The sequence below is a fragment of the Zobellella iuensis genome (assembly GCF_016746085.1).
Taxonomy (GTDB): domain Bacteria; phylum Pseudomonadota; class Gammaproteobacteria; order Enterobacterales; family Aeromonadaceae; genus Oceanimonas; species Oceanimonas iuensis.
Window position 1 is genome coordinate 30,093 of the sequence record NZ_JAERTZ010000002.1, and the last position, 20,797, is coordinate 50,889.

The window sequence follows — 20,797 nt, forward strand, 5'->3', positions numbered from 1 at the left end:
TCTGATCAGGCATTGCAGCTGGCGCTGAGTTCACGGGCGCGGCTGTAAACGTCCCGGGCCGGCAGCTTGCGTGCTTCGAGCTCTGCCAGGTATTGCTCGGTGGCCTGCTCGAACACCGCCTGCCAGGCGCTTTGCTGCAGGGTGCCGATATGGTGGTTGGCGGAGGCCGCCTCCTCATAACCGGCCCGGTCCAGGCCGTCGAACACCTTGGCCTGTTTCTGGGCCCATTCCATCCCCGAATGGGACTGGATCACCGCCTTGAGGTCCTCGGGCATGCCGTTGTAGACCTGCTTGTTCATGGTGACCACGAACGACAGGGTGTAGAGGTTGATCTCGGCATGCTGGCCGGCCTGCTCGTTGAGGCGGAACACCTTCATCGCCTCCCAGGGCATGGCCACGCCGTCGATCACGCCCCGCTGCAGCGACGGATAGGTTTCGGGGGCGGGCATGCCGACCGGCTGGGCGCCCTGGGACTCCAGCAGCTGGGCCACGACCGTGGTGGGGCGGCGGATCTTGAGCCCGGCCAGATCCTCCGGCTTCTCGATGACCTTGTCCCGGGTGTGCAGGTAGCCGGGGCCATGGGTGAACAGGTAGAGCACCTGGGTGTCCTGGTATTCGCTGCTGATCAGGCCTTCGTCGTAGAGCGACTGCAGCACGCAGGTGCCGTGCACCGCGGTATCGGCCATGCCCGGCAGCTCCATGATCTGGGTCAGCGGGAAGCGGTTGGCGGTGTAGCCCTGCACGGTGGCGGTGATGTCGGCGATGCGGTGCTTGACCCCGTCGTAGCTCTGCGGCGCCTTGGTCAGGGTCTGGGCCGGGTAGAAGTCGACCTTGATCCGGCCGTCGGAGGCGGCTTCCAGGGACTTGCCCCAGGCCTCAAAGCCCTGGTGCACGCCGGAGTTGGCCGGCCAGAAATGGGAGAAACGCAGGTTGTAGTCGGCGGCCTGGGCGGTGGAGAGTCCGAGCAGCGTTGCCAGAGTGAGGGTTGCCAGTTTGTTCATGGGATCACCTTGTTGTGGTTATCAGCGTCCTTGGGAGCACCGGCATGCCGGTGAGTGCGAACATCAATTTCTCATTCGGATAACAAAGCTAAAACAATCGGGGGGCGCCCAATAATGAATATTTGGCTGTTATGTATATCAAAATCAATATGCAAGGGGTGACGGGCGAGAGAAGGGGAAAAACGGCCGGCGCAGTGGCGCCGGCCGGCGAGCATCAAGCCGTTTCTTTCAGCGCGAGTGGCGGCTCTGCTCCGGTCGTCAGATCGATGCCGGCGACATGATGGCCGGTGATATAACCAAAGGTCAGGATGGGGCCCAGGGTGATGCCGGCGCCGGGGTAGTTGCCCCCCATGATGCTGGCCCTGTCGTTGCCCACGGCATAGAGCCCGGCGATAGGGGTGTCGGCCTCGCTCAGCACCTGTCCGACCGGACTGGTCCTGATGCCGTCGAAGGTGCCCAGATCGCCCATGATCACCTTGACCGCGTAGTAGGGGCCCTTGCCGATGGGGGCGACGCAGGGATTGGGCTGGTTGTCCGGATCGGCCAGGTAGCGGTTGAAGGCGGTGGTGCCCCGGCCGAACTGGCGGTCCTCGCCCACTGTGGCGCCCTGGTTGTACTCGGCCACCGTCTGCTTGAGGCCGACGGCGTCGATGCCGGCGTTGCGGGCCAGCTCTTCCAGGCTATTGCCCTTGAGCAGGTAACCGTTCTTGATCAGCGGTTTCAGCGGCATGGGGGAGGGCTTGGCGAAACCGAGTCCGTATTTGCCGATGGTCGCCTGATCGCAGATCAGCCACATGGCGGTTTCGCTCTGCTGCTCGCAGGCGCGGATCAGGGCGGCGCCGACGTCGTGATAGGAATTGGACTCGTTGGTAAAGCGACGGCCGTTGCGCAGCACCCCTATGATGCCGGGCTTGTAGCGGTCCAGCAGGTGCGGGAATACACCGAATTGTCTCTTGCCGTAGGGCACCCGGGACACCGGCATCCAGGCCGAGGTGTTCTGGTAGCGCAGGGACAACCGGGCGCCGTTGTGCTCCGCCATCTTCACTCCGTCACCGGTATTGCCGGCGGGCACCGGCGACAGGTGCTCGCCGCCGCGCTGCAGGTGCGGATAACGCTGCCGGATCCGCTCGACGTCGTGGGAGAAGCCGCCGCAGGCGAGTACCACCGCCCGACGGGCATTGATGGTTACCTCGCCGGCGGCGCCCTCGACCCGGGCTCCGGTTACCCGGTCGCCGCTCTGCAGCAGTTCCCTGGCCGGGGTATCGGTGTAGATGGGAATGCCGAGATCCAGCGCCGACTTGGCCAGTCGCGCCGCCAGCGCATTGCCGCTGGTGACCTGAATGCCACGGCGGTACAGGGCCAGCTCTTTCAGGTGGGTAGCCAGGCGCTTGGCCACGTAGCAGAAGGAAGTCAGCGACTTGGTGGCGTTGAAGAAATGCTTGAGATCGGCATTGGAGGAATTGAACATCATGCCGATGAAGGTGATGGTCTTGAGCGGCGGCCGCAGCCTGGCCATGTCCTGGCCCAGGCGGCGGATGTCATAAGGCGCCGCCAGGATGGAGCGGCCGACATCGACACCGCCCGGGGCGTCGGGGTGGTAATCCGGGTACAGGGTGGGCACGAACTTGACCTCGGTTTCCCGCTCGAAAAACTCGACCATGGCCGGGGCGTTATCCAGGAAGGCGGCGACCGCCGCCTCGTCGTAGAAGGCGCCGGTTTCGCCCTTCATGTAGGCCACCGCCGCTTCACGGCTGTCCTCGACACCCAAAGCCTCGCGGGTATGGGCATTGCCGGGTACCCACAGCACCCCGCCGGAGAAGGCGGTGGTGCCGCCGAAAAAGGGTTCTTTCTCGATGACCACCACCTCCAGGCCGTGCTTTTTGGCGGTAATGGCCGTGGACAGACCGCCGGCACCGGAGCCGATGACCAGCAGGTCGCACTGGATATCATGGGGCAGGGATTGCTTGTCCATTGTTCAAATCTCCAACTAACAGATGATGGCGAGCCGGCGATCCGGCTCGCTGCCCGACCGAGATGGCGCACAGGGTCGGACGAGGTATCAACGATGTTAATTTTCTGTTGGTGGCGATTGAATGGACAAATCCCGTCAAGGTCAGGACTATTTATGCATATTCACTCCGTCTCCTGCCGGCCGACGCTGACGCGGAAATCACTGGGGGTCAGGTCGGTGTGCTTCTTGAAAAAGCGGCTGAAGTAGCCGACATCACTGAAGCCCAGCTCGTGCGCCACTTCCTTGATGCTCATGGTGGAGTGAGCCAGCTCCCGTTTGGCTTCCAGCACCAGGCGAGCGTTGATCACCGCCATCGGCGGCATCCCCAGGTGCTCCTGGCACAGTCGACCCAGGGTTGCGCCGGTCAGGTTCAGCTCCTCGGCATACTGGTTGACGGCCCTGTGGCTCTTGAAATGGACCTCGACCAGCTCCCGAAACTGCTTGATCTGATGGGCCCGCCGATTGACGACGACCGGCACCCGGGGGTCGGCCTCGGTCTGGCGGAACACATTGATCAGCAGGGCCAGCAACAGGGCCTGGCTGCAGGCGATGTGATCCCTGGCCCTGTGGTGGTATTCCTCGCCGAGGGCCCGGAACAGCGGCAGCAGGGGATTGTCTTCCTGGTCCCAGTCCGGCAGGGGAATGACTTGCGGACGCTGCAGCAGGGGCAGCAAGGACGGTGACAAGAGCTGGGCCATCGATTCCAGCGGATATTGCAGCGCGGTGACGACCTCTCCTTCGACCCGCCCCGCCCAATGAAAACCGTGCACTATCTGCGAGGGTATCATCAGGATGCAGGGCGCCCGGACCGGCGTGCGCAGGTTATCGAGCAGAATTTCCCCCGAGCCGCTGCGCAGATACAGCAGCTGCAGCAGGCCATCGTGGCGATGGGGCGCTATTTCCCAATTGTAAAAACCGGAGCGTTTGGAAATGGACTCGACGTGCAGCGCTTCATGCCAGACGGGCTGCGCCGGTTCGCCGTATAGGGTATAGCTGGGAATCTTCTTGGTCATAGTCTGTTCCGTTCAAGTCCTTCTGTCCGAATTACCGCCCGGCGGCGGATAATATATCCAAACGCTATTTTGTTACTTGTTTTTCAATGGAAAAGTAATAAAGAGAGCCACCCGACGCCAGAGCCGGTGTAAATGTTTTGTGAAAAATGTCGGGTTCCTTGTGGGTTTTGTCCCTTCATTCCGCCCTCCCCCAGATCCTATCATCCGCCTTGTAAATCCAATGTTAATTCTAGGTGGAGCCAGGTCGGGTAGAAAGCCGGGCTCCGGAGGTGGAAATAATGGAACAAGAAAGCTGGCTACAACTGAACGAGGCGGTGTGCGTGATCACCGGCGCCGCCGGGGGTATTGGCCACGAGATTGCGAGGGCCCTGGCCGGCCAGCGGGCCCGTCTCGTGCTGCTGGACAGGGACTTGGCCCAATGCCAGCAACTGGCCGATGAGCTGGCGGACCGGGCCGGCGTCGAGGTGACGGCGATGGAATGCGATATCGCCGATCCGGCCAGCGTGCAGGCTGCCGCCGCCCGGGTCGAACACCGCTTCGGCGGCTGTGATGTGCTGATCAACAACGCCAGCGTGCTGCGTCCGGCCGCGCTGGCCGACATCAGCCTGGAGCAGTGGAACCAGGTGCTCGAGGTCAACCTCACCGGTTACCTGCTGTGCTCGCAACAGTTCGGCCGACTGATGCTGGCGCAGGGTGCGGGCCGCATCGTGCATGTGTCTTCCATCGCGGCCCATTATCCGCAGACCTACAGCGGCGCCTACAGCGCGGCCAAGACGGCGGTCAGCATGCTCTCCCGCCAGTTGGCCGCGGAATGGGGGGAGCACGGCATCCGCAGCAACAGCGTCTGCCCGGGACTGATCCTGACGCCCCTGTCCGCCTCCTTTTACGAGGACGAAGAGGTGGCCCGGCGGCGCCGGCAGATGACCGCCAGCCGGCGCATCGGCAAGCCGCAGGACATTGCGGACGCGGTGCTCTTCCTGGCGAGTCCGCGCTCCGACTACATCAACGGCGCCGAGCTGACGGTGGACGGCGGACTGGAGGCCATGCCGATGGCCCTGATCCCGCGCCCCGGCTATGAAGCGGCCAAGGCCTGAACCCCATCACGGAGGACGACGCCGATGCAGCATCACGCCATAGTGGATCACCGTATCTACACCATCAAACCCCGGGGCATGGCCGAATTTCTGGCGGTGTTCGACCGGTTGGCCATGCCCATACTGCTCCAGCATCTGGGGCGGCCGCTGGCGTTTTACACCAGCAGCATAGGCCCGCTGAACCAGGTGGTGCACCTGTGGGGCTATGAAAACCTGACCGATTACGAACAACGCAGCCTGGCCCGGGACTCGGATCCGGCCTTTGCCGACTATCTGCAGGCCTCGGCCCATCTGGTCATCGCCCAGGAAAACAGAATTATCAAGCCGGTCCAGTTTGACAGCCTGGCCGGCCTGAAATAGTGCAGTGCAAGTCGACAACCCTTTAGCTGAATAGCGGTGATTACAGCCTGGCTGCCGCCGTCCTGGCGTTAAATAAGCCGATATGGCCGGCAGCTCTTTTTTAGGAATGGGGATATGCAACGCGACACGGATAATCATCGAGTGGTGCTGATTACCGGCGGGGCCAATGGCATCGGCTGGGCGAGCGCCCGCTTGATGGCGGACGCCGGTGACCACATCGTTATTGTCGATATCAGGGCGCAGCTGGCGGTGACCCAGGCGGCATTATTGGGGGAACGGCATCTGGGGTTGGGCTGTGATATCGGCAATGAAAATGAGGTCGATGAATTAATAAAAAAAGTGATGTCGATATACGGCCGAATCGATGTGCTGATCAATTGCGCCGGCATCGCGGACCAGTCGGTGCCGACCGAGGAACAACGGCTGGAGGATTTTTCCCGGGTATTGCGGGTACACCTGCAGGGCACTTTTCTGATGAGCCGGATGGTGGCGCGGGTCATGCTGGAGCAAGGCCGTGGCTGCATCGTGAATTTAGGCTCCATCGCCGGCTTGGCCGGCATTCCCGGGCGCAATGCCTATGGCGCGGCCAAGGCCGGCATTGCCGCTATGACCCGTTCCATGGCCTGTGAATGGGGGCGTAAAGGCATCAGGGTGAACGCGGTCGCCCCCGGTTATGTCCGTACCGAACTGGTGGCCGGCCTGGAGCGGCAAGGGGCGCTGGATACCCGGAGTATCGTCGGCCGCACGCCGCTCGGGCGGCTGGCCAGGCCGGAAGAAATAGCGGAAGTCATCGCCTTTATCGCCTCCGAGCGGGCCAGTTTTATTACCGGTACCACCCTGGTGGCCGATGGCGGCTGGCTGGCGCTGGGCGCACCGGAACAGGTATTGAACGATTAACTAATGGCTGCCGATATCCGCTTATTCTCGTGCGGCGGAGTCGTTATTCAATGAGTTTTATATTCAGTTTTTTCAGCGGATTCTTAAAGGGAAGGGGGTTTTATCTTTAATTGATCATTCACGGATAGAAAGCGGTTTTCTGCGAATACTGAAACAAGGAGAGGAGATATGATTACGATCAGTGTGATCAACGGCCTGGTCTACGGGGCCTTGCTGTTGATTGCGGCTTCCGGCCTGTCCATGGTGTATGGACTGCGGCGGGTCGTCAATTTTGCCCATGGGGCACTTTATATGCTGGGAGCCTACCTGGGCTACAGCATCGCCACCCATTTCAGTTTCTGGCTGGCCCTGCTGCTCGCCCCGTTGCTGATGGGATTTATCGGAGTGCTGCTGGACCGGTTTTGCTTTCGCCTGTTGCAGGACAAGGAGCCCCTGAGCGTGCTGCTGGTGACCTTCGGCCTGCTGCTGGTGATCGAGGATCTGGTGCACAGCCTCTGGGGGCGTTCCAATCTGTCGGTGTCGGTGCCCGAGCTGCTCGGCGGTTCACTGACGCTGTTCGGCTCCGCGGTACCCGTCTATCGCCTGGCGATAGTGGCGCTGGGGGCCCTGGTCATGGGGGGGCTGTTCTGCTGGATCCGCTTCAGCCGCATCGGCCTCTACCTGAGAGCCGCCAGCACGGATCCGACCACCACCGCCATGCAGGGTGTTAATACCGACAAAGTCAGCGCCATCGTGGTCGGGTTGGGTACCGCTCTGGCCGGGCTGGCCGGCGTGGTGGCCTCGCCCATGCTCTCCCTGGCGCCGGGCATGGGCAGCGATGTGTTGATCAACTCCTTCGTGGTGGTGGTGATCGGCGGCCTGGGCAGCATAGGGGGCACCTTCGTCGCCGCCGTGCTGCTGGGCCAGGTACAGTCGTTCGGCATCGTCTACCTGCCCGCGATCTCCGCCCTGCTGCCCTTTATGCTGATGATTGCCATTCTGCTGTGGAGGCCGGCGGGTATCGCCGGTAATCGTCTATGAGCCAGCTCAACAAAAGCAACAAGGACATCCTGTGGAAAACGGCGCTGGCGCTGCTGGCCGGGCTGCTGCTGGTGACCCTGGTCGAGTCCGGCCTTGCCCAGTCGCTGTTGACCCAGGCGACCATCTATGCGCTCTTTGCGCTGGGCGTCGGGGTGCTGCTGCGCCAGAACGGCCTGGGCAGCTTCGGTCACGCTGCCTTCTTCGGCTCCTCCGGCTACCTGCTGGCGTTGCTGTTGCAGCATACCCGGCTGCCGGCCGAACTGATCATCCTGCTGACCCTGCTGGTGGTACTGCTCGTCGCCCTGGTGCTGGGGCTGCTGATCTGCCGGGTGCCAGGCATCGCCTTCGGGATGCTGACCCTGGCCGTGGGGCAGAGCTTCTTCTTGACCGCCTCCCGTTCGCGGGAGCTGCTCGGGGGAGCCGACGGCCTCGGCATCAACTGGCCCGATACCCTGTTCGGCCTGGATACCCATCGTCTGTACGAGCCGGACGCCATGTTCCTGCTGTGCTGGGGGGTACTGGTGCTGACCATGGCGCTGCTGACGCTGTTGTTGCGCGGCCGCTTCGGCCGGGTCACCGAGGCGATTCGCGACAACGAGGAGCGGGCCCGTTTTATCGGCATCCAGGTGCTGCTGCCCCGGGCCGCGCTGTACAGCCTGTCGGCCGGCATTACCGCCATGGCCGGGGTGCTGTCCGCGCTCTACACCGGCTATGTGTCGCCGGAAAGCCTGCACTGGAGCGTTTCGGGCATCGCCCTGATCATGGTGATCCTCGGCGGCTTTCACCAGCTGTGGGGGCCCGTGCTGGGCGCCGTGGTCTACTTCCTGGTCAAGGATTACCTGGGCGGGGTCACCGATTACTGGATGGGCATACTGGGGATGGCCCTGATCCTGGTGGTGGTGTTTGCCCCCGAAGGCATGGCCGGCGGCCTGGAGAAAGGGTTGCGTCGCCTCCGCTTCCGCCGCGGTCAGCGTCGCCAGCCGAGCGTCACAAGGATGGAGTCCAGCAATGGCAAAGCTTAATTTCGAAGTACAGGGACTGGTGGTGCAGTACGGCGGTGTCAAGGCGGTCGACGGCGTGTCCTTTTCCCTGAAGCCGGGAGAGATCCGTGGCCTGATCGGCCCCAACGGCGCCGGTAAATCCACCGTCATCGACGCCATCACCGGACGTCGCCTGCCCTCCGCCGGCATAGTCCGATTAAAGGGGGAGGAGGTAACCAGGCTGGGGGTGTTCGAGCGCCGCAAGAGAGGGGTTTCCCGTTCCTTTCAACGTACCAGCATTTTTGCCGGCATGAGGGTATGGGATCAGGTCGAGCTGGCGGCCGCCAAGCTCGGCCTGGCCGATGCCGCCCGGGATGCGACCGAAGTGCTGGAGGAGCTGGATCTGATGCCGGTGGCCGGGCTGGTGGCCGGCGAGCTGGGCTATGGCGAACAGCGCCGGCTGGATCTGGCCCTGGCCCTGGTCGGCCGGCCGGGCATCTTGCTGCTGGACGAGCCGATGGCCGGGCTGACGGTGCCCGAGTCAATGGAGCTGGCCAGCCACCTCAAGAAACTGGCTTCCGGCCGCGATGTCTCGGTGCTGCTGGTGGAGCACGACATGGAGGTGGTGTTCGGTATTTCCCATTCCATTACGGTGCTGGAGCTGGGCAGGGTGCTGGCAGAAGGCGAGCCGGACAGGGTGAGGGCCAATCCAAGGGTGCGGGAAGCTTATCTGGGGAGTGCGGCATGAGTGAATTACTGAGTTTCAAGGGGGTGAACGCCGGCTACGGCGCGGCCCATGTGCTGCACGACATGAACCTGTCGGTGCGCCAGGGTGAAAAGGTGGCGCTGATCGGCCGCAACGGGGTCGGCAAGACCACGGTGGTCAATACCCTGCTCGGCCTGGCCTCGCTGCGCAGCGGCGACATCCGCCTGGGGCAGCGCCAGCCACGCCGGCTGAGGCCCTATATGGCGGCCAACAACGGCATCATGGTGGTGCCCCAGGGGCGCCGCATAGTGCCCAACCTGACGGTGGAAGAGAACCTGATGCTGGGCGCGGCCGTCGGCCGGGCCGGGCCCTGGCGGCTGGACAGCCTGTACCGGCTGTTTCCCATCCTCAGGGAGCGGGCCCATACCCCGGGCACGGCCATGTCCGGCGGCCAGCAGCAGATGCTGGCCATCGGCCGGGCCATGATGGCCAACCCCGAACTGATCGTGCTCGACGAGCCGACCGAGGGGCTGGCGCCGGTGATCGTCGATCAACTGGCGGAAATCCTCAACCAACTGGCGGAGCAGGGGACCTCGCTGCTGCTGATCGAGCAGAACCTGTCATTGGTCGGGCGGGTGGCGGAGCGCTACTACGCCCTGTCCAAGGGCAGCGTGGTCGCCGAAGGAAAGGTCCGTCAGGACCATATTATGGAATTACAGCAACACGTCGTCGTGTAATTACATTAAACGCTTTACCCCTGATTTTTATTGCTACCCATGGGTGGCAGGGGTTTTTGCATCCATTAAACGTTAAGGGATTAGCATTATGATGAAAAGAAATGTCAAAGGCTTGGTATTGAGTTCGCTGATAGCCTCTCTATTGCCCATGGCGGCTACGGCTTCGAACAAGGAGCCAATAAAAATAGCGGCGGTCACCTCCTTGACCGGCGTCTTTGCCCAACAGGGGGAAGAAGCCCTGCGTGGTATTCAGTTCGCGGTGGACGAAGCCAATGCCAATGGCGGCATCGACGGCCGGGAAGTCATTATCAAAACCGCCGATGACGAAAGTACCCCGGAAGGAGCGCGCCGGGTCACGGAGCGCCTGAGCCGGGAAGGACACAAGTTTGTGATAGGGCCCATTTCCTCGTCCATTTCGCTGACCCTGGCACAGAGCATGAAACGCTGGGACGCCGTCTATTTCGGCATCCTCAGCAAGATGGACGGGCTGACCGGCAGCCACTGCAATGCCCGCCTGTTCAGGACCAACCACTCGGACCGGATGGACATGGCCATGATGCGCGAGTGGATGAAAGGGGTGGAGGGCAACAGCTTCGCGGTGATCGCCGCCGACTACAACTGGGGCCATGATTCCGCCACCTTCTTCGACGTGCTGACCGCCGAGCAGGGCAAGGGGAACAAGCTGTCGCTGTTTGCACCGCTCGGGACCACCGACTTCGCGCCCTACATCACCCAGCTCAAGGCTGCCGGGGTCGACAGCATCTGGGTCGCCATGGTCGGGCGCGATGCCATCGCCTTCGTCCGCCAGGCCGAGTCCTTCGGCCTGACTGCGCAGAGCAAGCTGATCGGCCATTCCCTGATCTTCAACTACCTGGTCGAGGCCACCGAGGGAGCCACCGAGGGTGTCTGGGGCAATATCGGCTATGGCGCCGAGATCGATACCGAGATGAATCGGACCTTTGTCGCCGCCTGGCAGCAGCGCTTCGGCCGTTTCCCCACGGAGAATGAAGGCCAGGCCTACAACGGCACCCGTACCATTTTTGAAGGGGTACGGCTGGCCGGCAGCGTGCAGCCCGCGGCCGTCGCCTCGGCATTGGAAGGCGCCCGCTTCGACACCATCCATGGGCCGGCCCTGATGCGGGCGGAGGACCACCAACTGCTGATCCCCAATTACATGGGCAAGGTCAGCCTGGCCGATGGAAAATTGCGTCCCGTGATTGAAAAGACCTTCGGGACCGACCTGTACGCCACTCCTTCAGCGGAATGCCGGCTGTAATGGAGTGAACCAAGCATATATCCACCAGGGTGTTGAATCTTTGACCTTGGGGGATATGGATATCCTTGCATGGCAATCCGTTTATATAAACGCCAAGTGCCCGACTATATGGTCACTGTTAATGATGGGGAGGCTATCTCCTCCTCGTTAAAGACAGGTTGGATTTATATGGTCGGCCTGGGGCAGGTTGTGCAATGGATAAGGGTAATAAAGTGAAGAAGTGTTTTTTATTTAATTTATTTTAGTCAGGGAAGAAAATGAATCAGAAACTGTTTAAGGTAACCCCCTTGTCGATGATGGTCGGCGCCGCCGTATTGTGCAGCAGCGGCGCCATGGCGTTGGATGTTGAACTCGGCGATACAAAAGTTTCCGCTTATGGCTATGTCAAGCTGGATGCCATGTACGATGTGGGAGACGTCAAGGCCGGCAGCAAGGGGCTGGGCAATTCCATCGATTTCAGCAGGGTGGCCGTGGGCGACGAGAAAACCTCCAGCGGCGGTGACACCACCTTTCATGCCTACCAGAGCCGGCTCGGCCTGAAAACGGTGACGCCGACCGGGCAGGGCGATCTGCTGACGGTGCTGGAGGGGGACTTTTACGGCTCCGGCGGCGGTAACTTCAGGTTGCGCCATGCCTATGGTTCCTGGAACGGCCTGACCGCCGGCCAGACCTGGACCAATTTCGGCTCCCTGATCGGGGCGACGCCGGTGCTCGACTTTACCGGCCCCATAGGTCCGGGCGGCAACCGCCAGGCCCAGCTGCGTTATTCCAGCAACGGCTTGCACCTCGCGCTGGAGGCCCCCAGCGGCTCCATGTCGGGCACCTCCTTTGTCGATGAGGCCAACGTGGCCGACGGCGATCGCAAGGACAGCCTGCCGGATCTGACCCTGCGTTACGAGTCCGCGTTCGGCAACCTCAAATACGCCCTGGGCGGCTTGCTGCGGGAAGTGGCGCTGGATGACGGCGAGGTGGATGACAGCGCCACCGGCTGGGGGCTGTTTGCGGCCGCCAGCCTCAGCCTGGACCAGGGTACCACCTTCAGAGCCATGATCGGCGGCGGCGACGGCATCGGCGGCTACCTGAACGTGTCCGGCGCGCCGGCCGCCTACCGGGCCGGCGACAGCCTGGAAACCCTCACCGCCTGGGGCGGGGCCCTGGGGGTCAGCCAGCCGGTGGGTCCGGGCGCGGTCAACCTGTCCTACTCCTATGCTGACATCGACTGGGACCATGCCCTGCAGGCCGGCCTGGCAGTGGGCGGACGCGACAAAAAGCGCGAACTGGTCCACCTCAACTACATCTGGACCCCCGTCAACAGGGTGAGTTACGGGCTGGAGCTGTCCCGGGCGTCACGCACCACCGCCGATAACGACAAGGGCGACGCCCTGCGGCTGCAGGCCAGCGTGACCTACTCGTTCTGAGTGCGATAGCGGAAAAAAAGCCCCCCGTCACCCGGTGACGGGGGGCTTTTTCGTCGTTGAGTGTTGGCCTGCGCCTGTGTCGGGCCCTGGGCCCGCTTGCGTTCAGGCGAACAGCAGCAGAATGACGGACAGGGTCACGAAGGCCGCGGCCGTGGTCAGCAGCAGAGTGCTGGCGGCGAAGCTGCGCTGGCCGTACTGGCCGCCGATGATGGGGTAGATGCTCATCATCGGCATGGCGGCCATCAGTATCGCCGCCAGCTGCAGCTCCGGCTCGAAGGGCGGCAGCCACCACACCATCAGTGCCACCAGCAGCGGGTGGGCGACCAGCTTGCCCAGCATCACCGTGCTCATGCCGGCCAGGTTGCCCCGCACCGGGCTGCCCACCAGGGAGCCGCCGATCACGAACAGCGCCACCGCCGCCGAGGCCCGGCCCAGCAGCTCCAGGCTGGTGGCCATGGCCTGGGGCAGGCTGAGGTTGAGCGCCGAGGCCAGGGTGCCGGCGGCGATGGCCAGCACCAGGGGATTGCGCAGTACCCGGCCGGGCAGGCCGAGCAGCACCCGGCCGAGGGAGTGGCCGTTGTGGCGGTTGGCGTGGAACTCCAGCAGCGCCAGCGCCAGGGGGATGATCAGCAGGTTTTCCACCAGCAGGGCCATGGCGAAGGCGCGGGCCGGGGGCTCGCCGAACACCTGCAGCAGCACCGGGTAGCCAAAGAAGGCGCTGTTCGGCACCACCATGCCCATGGCCTTGAAGGACGCCAGCACCGCCTCGTTTTTCAGCACCAGCAGGGTGAGCAGCAGGCCCAGGATCAGCAGCAGCAGGGAGCCGCCGGCGTAGGCCAGCAGGTAGTGGGGCTCTATCACCTGGCGGAAGCTGAGGTTGGACAGGGTATGGAAGATCAGCGCCGGCATGGCGAAGAACAGCACGAAACGGCCCAGGCCGGGCACGGCCTCGGCCGGCATCAGCCGGAAGCGCACGGCGCCGTAGCCGAGGGCGATCAGGATAAAGATGGGGGCGGTAATGGATACAACGGCCAGCACGGTGGCTCCTTAATGGTGTGGGGGATGGGCGGCTTCGGCCAGGATGGCGTCGAGCCAGGGGGCGGTGGCGCCGCCCTCGAGCAGTTGCCGCTGTAACTGCGCCAGTTCCAGGCGGATGCCGGACTGCTCGCAGAGGATGTCGAGCAGGGGCCGCGAGCCCGCCAGGGCTTCCTGGCAGGCGGCGGAGACCAGGGCGGCCGCCCTGTCCCGGGGCATCTGCGCCGCCAGGGCAAAGGTGGCGGCTTCGGCGAAGATCACCCCGTTATGCCGCGCCAGGTTGGCCTGCATCCGCCCCGTATCGACCCGCAGGTGTGCCAGGGCGTCCAGCATATGGTGCAGGGCCACCGCCGTGCCCATCAGCATGGCGGGCAGCACCAGCCACTCCTGGGTCCAGCCGCTGCCGCTGCGTTCGTGCTCCTGCACCATGGCCTGGTGCATCTGCCCCACCAGGCCGGCGTTGTGCCGGGCCAGGGCCACCACGACCTCGGCATTCACCGGGTTGCTCTTCTGGGGCAGGGTGGAGGAGCCGCCGCCGTTGTTGAAGCCGATCTCGCCCACCTCGGTCTGGCTCAGCCACAGCCAGTCCTGGGCTACCTTGCCGAGCAGCCCCGTGGTCATGGCCAGCCAGTCGGCCAGCTCTACCAGGCTGTCGCGCTGGGTATGCCAGCCGGGCGCCGGCGCCAGCGTCAGCCGTTTGGCCAGCCGCGCGGCGATGTCGGCGGCCCCTTCCCCCATGGCCGTGAGGGTGCCCACGGCGCCGCCCAGCTGCACCTTCAGCAGCCGGGGCCTGAGCTCGGCCAGTCGTTGTCGCTGGCGCAGCAGCGGCGCCAGCCAGCCGGCCACCTTGAAGCCGAAACTCATGGGCGCCGCCTGCTGGGTGCGGGTGCGGCCGGCCAGCGGGGTATGGCGATGGCTGGCGGCCAGGCCGGCCAGGCGGTCGATGGCCCGGCCCAGGCGGCCCTCGTACAGTGCCAGCAGCTCCCGGCAGTTGAGGATCTGGGCGGTGTCGACGATATCCTGGCTGGTGGCGCCGAAGTGGACCCAGCGCGCCTGTTCGGCGGGCAGGGCCTGTTTCAGCGCCTTGACCAGGGCCGGCACCGGCACTCCCGCCGAGGCGGTGCCGGCGGCCAGCTTGATGGCCGGCAGGGTCAGGTTGGCGGCGGTCCTGGCGATGGCCGCGGCGGCGTCGAGGGGGATCAGCCCGCAGTCGGCCTGGGCCAGGGCCAGTTCGCCTTCCACTTTCAGCATGGCGGCGATCTGGGCCTCGTCGCCGAGCAAGGCGGCGGCTTCCTTGTCGGACAGCAGTTGCCGGTACAGGGCGGAATCGAAGGGGGAAACGGAATACATGATGGCCTCGCTGGATGGCGGTTGCCGGGGGCGGCCCGGACTCTTCCCTAAATCTCGAAAAATACGGTTTCCCGCGGCCCCTGCATCCGGATGTCGAAGCGGTACTCCACCCCGGTGGCGGTATGGGTGCGGCGGGCTACCAGGGTGGCGCGCCGTGCGGCGGGCACCCGGTTCAGCACCGGATCGGCGGCGTTGGCGGCGGCTTCATCCTCGAAGTAGAGGCGGGTGTAGGCGTGGCTCAGGAGGCCGCGCATAAAGAGGAGCACCGAGATAAAGGGCGCCTGGCCGGGCCCGGCCGGGCCGGGCTTGATGGTCTCGAAGCAAAAGCTCAGATCCTCGCGGGTACCGGTGCCGCAGCGGCCAAACCCCAGGAAGCCGGGATCCAGGGGGCGATCCGCCCGCTGGTCGAGCGGATGGTGGAAACGGCCGGCGGCATTGGCCTGCCAGATTTCGATCATGGCGTCGTCCACCGGCTGGTCGTTACCGTCCAGCACCCGGCCGGTGAGGCGGATGGGCTCGCCGGCGACCTGGCCCCGGCGCAGCCTGCCGTCGGCCACCTGGCCGAAGGGGTAGTGGTACTGCCGGGCGGTCAGGCCGTAGGCGAAGTAGGGGCCTACGGTCTGGGACGGGGTTTGTTTCATGCTCATGGCTCAGGCTTCCATCGGGGTGGCGTCCACGCCGCGCAGCACTATGTCGAAGAGGTAGCCCAGGGCGAAGCCCTCTTCGGTCGCATCCAGGGAGAAGCGGCTCACCAGCCGGTCCCGGGCCTCGGTTGGAACGCCGTTGAAGATGGGATCATGGGCCAGCAGCGGGTCGCCGGGAAAGTACATCTGGGTCACCAGCCGGGTGGCGATGGCGGGCCCGAACAGGGAAAAATGGATGTGGGGGGGCCGCCAGGCGTTGGGGTGGTTGTCCCAGGGATAGGCGCCCGGCCTGATGGTGTAGAAGGTGTAGCGGCCCCGGGCATCGGTCAGGCAGCGGCCGGCGCCGAGGAAATTGGGATCGAGCGGCGCGCCGTGCCGATCGCGCTTGTGCACATAGCGGCCGGCGGCGTTGGCCTGCCAGATCTCGAGCAGGGTACCGGGGACAGGCCGGCCGAACTCGTCGAGCACCCGGCCGGTGACCAGGATGCGCTCGCCGAGGGGCTCGCCGTTGACCCGGCCGTTCCGGGTCAGGTCGTGATCCAGCGGCCCCTGCAGGTCGGCGTCGAACACCGGGCCGGTCAGCTCGGCCAGCTCCGGGTCGATCCGGACCCGTGGCTGCGTCGGGCTGCGCAGGCCGCTCGACTTGTAGTCGGGATGGCGGTAGGGCGGCTGGCTGCTCCAGTCCCTGGCGGTGATGCGGCTCATGACGATGGCTCCTCTTGGTTGTCGAGTGCGTTAAGCGCCCCTGGTTTGGGCTCCTCGCCGCCGGGCGGTGCGGTGCCGGAACCCCGCGCTGCCCGGCGGGGCAGGGGCTCAGCCAAACTCTTCGGTATCGATCTCGGCCTGCTGGGCCGTATTGTAACGCGGACCCGAGACGGTCGCCTGGTTGATCAGCCCATCGAGCCGGGCCAGGGTCCCGGCATCGAGCCGGAGCGGCTCGGCGGCCAGATTTTCCCGCATATGCTCGACAAAACGGCTGCCCGGGATCGGCAGGATAACATCGCCCCGGCTGCGCACCCAGGCCAGCGCCAGCTGGGCCGGGGTGCAGGCGGCGTCCCTGGCGAGGCGCTGGTATTCGTCGAGCAGCGCCAGGTTCTTCGGGAAGTGGTCGGCGCTGAAGCGCGGCATATTGTTGCGGATGTCCTTCGGCTCCAGGCCACCGATATCGCGCAGGCTGCCGGCCAGGAAGCCGCGTGCCAGCGGGCTGAAGGCGACCAGGGCGGTACTGCTGGCACGGCAGGCGTCGAGCAGGGCGATTTCGGGGTTGCGGGTCCAGAGGGAATACTCGGACTGCACCGCGGCGATCGGGTGCACCGCCTGCGCCCTGGCCAGGGTAGCGGCGGAAACTTCCGACAGCCCGATGGCGCGGATCTTGCCGTCACGGACCAGGTCGGCCAGGGCGCCGACGCTCTCTTCGACGGGCACCCGCGGGTCCAGCCGGTGCAGGTAGTAGAGGTCGAGGCAGTCGGTCTGCAGCCGGCGCAGGCTGTCCTCGCACTGGCGTTTCAGGGTGGCGGGGCGGCCGTCTATCTCCTTCTTGCCGCTGTCGCGGCCGATCGCCATGCCGCATTTACTGGCCAGGAACAGCTGCTGGCGTTTGTCGTGCAATGCCTTGCCGAGCAGGGTTTCGTTGGCGCCGCCGCCGTAGAGGGTGGCGGTGTCGAAATGGCGGTAGCCCAGGTCGAAGGCGGTCTGCAGCGCCCGGACGGCATCGGCTTCCGACAGCGGGCTGCCATAGGCGTGGGACAGGTTCATGCAGCCCAGGCCGATGCCGGGCTGGTCGAACAGCGGATTGGCAATCTTCATCGGTTCATCCCCTTGCAAGCATGGTGGTCCATGGAAAGGGGCAGCCCGCGGGCCGCCCCCTGGCCGTTAGCCTGCCTGCTGCAGGCACAGCTCCAGGCGGCTCAGGGTTTCCATCGCCGGCAGGCACTGGGCCACGCTGGCGTTGGGCTCGCGGCCTTCGCGGATGGCGGCGATGAACTCCCGATCCTGCAGCTCGATGCCGTTGTTGGACACCGCCACCCCGCTCAGGTCTATCTTGTTCTCGTGGCCGTCGACCAGGTCGTCGTAGCGGGCGATGTAGGTGCCCTGGTCGCAGATGTAGCGGAAGAAGGTCCCCAGGGGGCCGTCGTTGTTGAACGACAGAGACAGGGTGCAGATAGCGCCATTCGGAACCTTCATGCCGATGCTCATGTCCATGGCGATGCCGAGTTCCGGATGGATGGGGCCCTGGAGGGCCTGCACCTGGCTGGCGGTTTCACCGGTCTGGTACTGAAACAGGTCGACGGTGTGGCAGGCATGGTGCCACAGCAGGTGGTCGGTCCAGGAACGGGCCTGGCCCAGGGCGTTCTTGTTGGTGCGACGGAAGAAGTAGGTCTGCACGTCCATCTGCTGCACCTTCAGCTCGCCGGCCTGGATCTTGTTGTGGATCCACTGGTGGCTGGGGTTGAAGCGGCGGGTGTGGCCGGCCATGGCGACCAGGCCGGTGCGCTGCTGGGTCTCGACCAGCTTGCGCGCGTCTTCGATGTTGTCCGCCATGGGGATCTCGACCATGACGTGCTTGCCGGCCTCCAGGCACTGGATCGCCTGGGAGGCGTGCAGCTGGGTCGGGGTGGCCAGGATCACGGCGTCGACGTCGTCCCGGGCCAGGGCCTCGGCCAGATCGGTGCAGTAGTGGGGCACGCCGCGCTCCTCGGCGAAGGCGCGGATCGCCTCCGGGTTGGAACCCACGACCGAGGTCACCCGGGCGCCGTCGATGGCGGCGATGGCATCCATGTGTTTCATGCCGAAGGCGCCCGCGGCGCCGGCGATGCAAAGTCTCATCAGTCTTCTCCTAACTGTTATCGGGGTAGTGGTACATCTCGGGCGGAGGCCCGGGCGAGGTGCTCCAGTATCGGATCCGCCTGCCGCGCCAGGTCGGTGCTATCGTTGCGGATCCCCAGTTCGCCGATGCGCTGTTGCCAGGCGGCGGTGGCGGCGGCCATCTCGTTGCCCATGCCGAGTTCGTCGAGGGTGGCGGCCACCTCCCGCATCTCGGCGGCGCGGCGCAGGCCGTGCCGGGTCATGCGTTCGAGGTTGTAGCCGGCCTGTTGGCGCCAGCCGAAACCGGGAAAACTCTGCTCCAGCGACGGCAGTATGGTCTCCTCGATACCGGCCTGGCGCGCCGCCAGCAGGCATTCGGCACTCAGCGCCTCCATGCCCTTGATCATGATGCTGCGCAGCATCTTCACGGTCGAAGCGGCGCCGACGGCGCCCGGCATCAGGCGGGCGTTCATCCCCAGGCGTTCGAGCAGCGGCTGCAGCCCGGCGGCGTGCTCGCCGCTGAGCAGCAGCGGGGTACGCTGCCGCGCCGGATGGATGGGCGCCATCACGGCGACGTCGCTGTAGCGGGCGCCGGAGGCGGCGATCAGCATGGCCGAGCCGCGCTTGCCGCCGGGCGAACAGGAGTTGCCGTCGAGGAAGTGCTGGCCGGGCTGCAGCAGCGGCGCCGCGGCCCGGGCGGCGAGGGCCGCCTGGTCGGCGGTGACCAGCGAAAAGACCAGCACGGCCCCGTCGAGGGCCTCGGCCAGGGTCGCGCAGGCACGGACGCCGGCCGCCTGGTACTGATGCCGGAGCCGCTCGCGCAGCGGGGCATCGTCGCTGTCGGACTTGATATCGTAGGCCCGCATCTCGACGGCGGCGCCGGCTTCGCGCAGCCCGAGGGCGATGGCGGAAGCGGCTTCGCCGAAGCCGATAAAGGCAAGGCGCAGTGCGGTGTCGGTCGGCATGGACTCTGCTCCGGCTGGAAGAGGGGGTTCAGCTCAATCTAGCACCGGGGCCAGGGGCTGAATAATTGGATCTGGGCTCAGGGTATTCAATTTTTGCATAGCGGCTCCTGTGCTACTGGTCCGCGTAGCGGCCGGCGGCCTCGCGCAGCATATCGAGAAACCGGCGTTGGAACGGCGTCGGCTGCCAGTTCTGGCGCAGGGTAATGCCGATGGGGCGGCGGGTGTGGCTCAGGGCGTAGGGCAGTACACAGAGCAGCCCGAGGCGCAATTCATGCTCTATCTGGTGGGTCGAGATCAGGGTCAGCCGATCGCTGCCGCGCAGCAGTTCACGGATAAGTATTTGCGAACTGGTTTCGACCAGGCGGGAGGGGGGCGGCAGCCCCTTGTCGACGAACAGCGAGTCGAAGAAGGCCCGGGTCGGGGTGCCGCCGCGGGGCACTACCCAGGCCTGGTCGGCCAGGGTGGCGATGTCGAGTTTCGGCCGCGAGGCCAGGGGATGGCCCTTGCGCGCCACTATCGCCAGGGGCGGCGACAGCAGCTCCTCCTGGACGATGTCATCGGCCGGGGCGGGGAAGCGCAGGGCGCCCACCAGAAAATCCAGGTCGCCATGGCGCAGGTGCTGCAGCAGATCGTCGTAGGGCGCATCGACGACGTTGATGCCGATATCCGGGTGCAGGGCGCCGAAACGGTTGATCACCTCCGGCAGTATGGAGGTGCGCGCCAGCGGCATGCTGCCGAGCGCTATCTTGCCGACCTCGCGGCTGCGCAGCGCGTTGAGCTCGTCATGGCCCTGGCGGATCTCGGCGAAGCCCAGCTTGACCGCCCGCGTCAGCGCCTGGCAGGCCTTGGTGATGCCGATGCCGGTGCTGGTCTTCTCGAACAGCGGTATCGCCAGCAGCTGTTCCAGCTCCCGTGCCGCCCGGTGCAGGGAGGATTGGGAAACACCGAGGCTGCGGCTGGCGATGGTGAAGTTGCGGGCCTCGCTGACGGCGACCAGGGCCTTCAGCTGGGTGGTGGTCAGCAGCGGCAGTATCTGCCCGGCCGAGGCGGGCCGGCCGCCCGGGCGGTTTTTCAGGATCTCGCGGATGCCGTTCTCGATATAGTCCAGGCAGCGGTCGACCCGGTTGTGCCAGACCTTGCCCGCCTCGGTCGGAAACATGCCATCGGCGTGGCGTTCGAACAGCGCCGTCTCGAGCTGCGCTTCCAGTTTTGCAATCGCCTGGGTGATCGCCGGCTGGGACAGGAACACCCGGGGGGCGGCTTGGCTGATGCTCCGGCATTCGGCGACTTCGCGGAATACCCGCAGGTGTCTGATATTGGGGAGGGGGGGGGGCATCGGGCTCCTGACCTGCTCGGCTGAATATGGGTGCTATATCAAAATCTAATATCATTGCGGGAAAATTGAAATGGCCGGCTGTGGCCTGGCAGGACAATACTGTGTCAACGAAAACGGGCTGGATCCCGGATCCAGCGAATCTTTTGCCG

20 protein-coding genes are annotated in these 20,797 nt (G+C 65.0%); 9 read left to right on the forward strand and 11 right to left on the reverse strand.

The features are described from left to right. Positions 1-5: 5 nt before the first annotated feature. From JKV55_RS00655 to JKV55_RS00665, 3 genes are all read right to left on the reverse strand, one after another. Positions 6-1,001: a TRAP transporter substrate-binding protein gene (locus JKV55_RS00655; RefSeq protein ID WP_202081818.1), complete on the reverse strand. Its 996-nt coding sequence runs from the start codon at positions 999-1,001 to the stop codon at positions 6-8. Positions 1,002-1,215: 214 nt separating this feature from the next. Next, complete coding sequence (locus JKV55_RS00660; RefSeq protein WP_202081819.1) at positions 1,216-2,973, reverse strand: FAD-dependent oxidoreductase; 1,758 nt, start codon at positions 2,971-2,973, stop codon at positions 1,216-1,218. A 161-nt stretch (positions 2,974-3,134) separates the two neighbouring features. Next, the gene (locus tag JKV55_RS00665; RefSeq protein ID WP_202081820.1) at positions 3,135-4,025 is read right to left on the reverse strand and encodes a helix-turn-helix domain-containing protein; all 891 of its coding nucleotides are present in this window, start codon (positions 4,023-4,025) and stop codon (positions 3,135-3,137) included. Between the two features lie 278 nt (positions 4,026-4,303). Here JKV55_RS00665 and JKV55_RS00670 point away from each other — a divergent pair, with 278 nt between their 5' ends. The 9 genes from JKV55_RS00670 (at position 4,304) to JKV55_RS00710 (ending at position 12,513) form a co-directional block, all read left to right on the forward strand. Beyond that, the gene (locus tag JKV55_RS00670) at positions 4,304-5,119 is read left to right on the forward strand and encodes an SDR family NAD(P)-dependent oxidoreductase (protein WP_202081821.1); all 816 of its coding nucleotides are present in this window, start codon (positions 4,304-4,306) and stop codon (positions 5,117-5,119) included. Between the two features lie 24 nt (positions 5,120-5,143). Next, positions 5,144-5,479, forward strand: coding sequence for an NIPSNAP family protein (locus JKV55_RS00675; RefSeq protein ID WP_202081822.1), 336 nt, complete (start codon positions 5,144-5,146; stop codon positions 5,477-5,479). 114 nt (positions 5,480-5,593) lie between these two features. Then, positions 5,594-6,376, forward strand: a complete 783-nt coding sequence (locus JKV55_RS00680) for an SDR family NAD(P)-dependent oxidoreductase (protein WP_202081823.1) — start codon at positions 5,594-5,596, stop codon at positions 6,374-6,376. 168 nt (positions 6,377-6,544) lie between these two features. Then, positions 6,545-7,396, forward strand: a complete 852-nt coding sequence (locus JKV55_RS00685; RefSeq protein ID WP_202081824.1) for a branched-chain amino acid ABC transporter permease — start codon at positions 6,545-6,547, stop codon at positions 7,394-7,396. Continuing rightward, entirely contained in the window at positions 7,393-8,418 is a 1,026-nt protein-coding gene (locus tag JKV55_RS00690; protein WP_202081825.1) for a branched-chain amino acid ABC transporter permease, read from the forward strand. The genes JKV55_RS00685 and JKV55_RS00690 overlap by 4 nt, the downstream gene beginning before the upstream one ends. Next, entirely contained in the window at positions 8,405-9,124 is a 720-nt protein-coding gene (locus JKV55_RS00695) for an ABC transporter ATP-binding protein (protein ID WP_202082004.1), read from the forward strand. Before JKV55_RS00690 ends, JKV55_RS00695 begins: the two co-directional genes overlap by 14 nt. Continuing rightward, positions 9,121-9,819 carry an ABC transporter ATP-binding protein gene (locus JKV55_RS00700; protein ID WP_202081826.1) on the forward strand — a complete coding sequence of 233 codons (699 nt, stop codon included), beginning with the start codon at positions 9,121-9,123 and terminating at the stop codon, positions 9,817-9,819. Before JKV55_RS00695 ends, JKV55_RS00700 begins: the two co-directional genes overlap by 4 nt. 88 nt (positions 9,820-9,907) lie before the next feature. After that, positions 9,908-11,095: an ABC transporter substrate-binding protein gene (locus JKV55_RS00705; RefSeq protein WP_202081827.1), complete on the forward strand. Its 1,188-nt coding sequence runs from the start codon at positions 9,908-9,910 to the stop codon at positions 11,093-11,095. Positions 11,096-11,352: 257 nt separating this feature from the next. After that, positions 11,353-12,513 carry a DcaP family trimeric outer membrane transporter gene (locus tag JKV55_RS00710; protein WP_202081828.1) on the forward strand — a complete coding sequence of 387 codons (1,161 nt, stop codon included), beginning with the start codon at positions 11,353-11,355 and terminating at the stop codon, positions 12,511-12,513. A gap of 102 nt (positions 12,514-12,615) precedes the next feature. Here JKV55_RS00710 and JKV55_RS00715 read toward each other — a convergent pair whose 3' ends face one another. The 8 genes from JKV55_RS00715 to JKV55_RS00750 all read right to left on the reverse strand — a co-directional run bounded on the left by JKV55_RS00715 (position 12,616) and on the right by JKV55_RS00750 (position 20,648). After that, entirely contained in the window at positions 12,616-13,551 is a 936-nt protein-coding gene (locus JKV55_RS00715) for an AEC family transporter (protein WP_202081829.1), read from the reverse strand. A gap of 9 nt (positions 13,552-13,560) precedes the next feature. Continuing rightward, positions 13,561-14,898, reverse strand: a complete 1,338-nt coding sequence (pcaB, locus tag JKV55_RS00720; RefSeq protein WP_202081830.1) for a 3-carboxy-cis,cis-muconate cycloisomerase — start codon at positions 14,896-14,898, stop codon at positions 13,561-13,563. 47 nt (positions 14,899-14,945) lie between these two features. After that, positions 14,946-15,545, reverse strand: a complete 600-nt coding sequence (pcaG, locus tag JKV55_RS00725) for a protocatechuate 3,4-dioxygenase subunit alpha (protein ID WP_202081831.1) — start codon at positions 15,543-15,545, stop codon at positions 14,946-14,948. Positions 15,546-15,548: 3 nt separating this feature from the next. Next, the gene (gene pcaH, locus JKV55_RS00730; protein WP_202081832.1) at positions 15,549-16,247 is read right to left on the reverse strand and encodes a protocatechuate 3,4-dioxygenase subunit beta; all 699 of its coding nucleotides are present in this window, start codon (positions 16,245-16,247) and stop codon (positions 15,549-15,551) included. Between the two features lie 108 nt (positions 16,248-16,355). Beyond that, entirely contained in the window at positions 16,356-17,348 is a 993-nt protein-coding gene (locus JKV55_RS00735) for an aldo/keto reductase (RefSeq protein ID WP_202081833.1), read from the reverse strand. Between the two features lie 66 nt (positions 17,349-17,414). Beyond that, on the reverse strand, positions 17,415-18,368 hold the full coding sequence (locus JKV55_RS00740; protein ID WP_202081834.1) for a Gfo/Idh/MocA family oxidoreductase: 954 nt from the start codon (positions 18,366-18,368) through the stop codon (positions 17,415-17,417). Positions 18,369-18,385: 17 nt separating this feature from the next. Then, positions 18,386-19,312 carry an NAD(P)-dependent oxidoreductase gene (locus tag JKV55_RS00745; RefSeq protein WP_202081835.1) on the reverse strand — a complete coding sequence of 309 codons (927 nt, stop codon included), beginning with the start codon at positions 19,310-19,312 and terminating at the stop codon, positions 18,386-18,388. Positions 19,313-19,424: 112 nt separating this feature from the next. Beyond that, positions 19,425-20,648 (reverse strand): LysR family transcriptional regulator, encoded by a 1,224-nt coding sequence (locus JKV55_RS00750; protein ID WP_202081836.1) that lies wholly within the window; start codon positions 20,646-20,648, stop codon positions 19,425-19,427. Positions 20,649-20,797 lie beyond the last annotated feature (149 nt).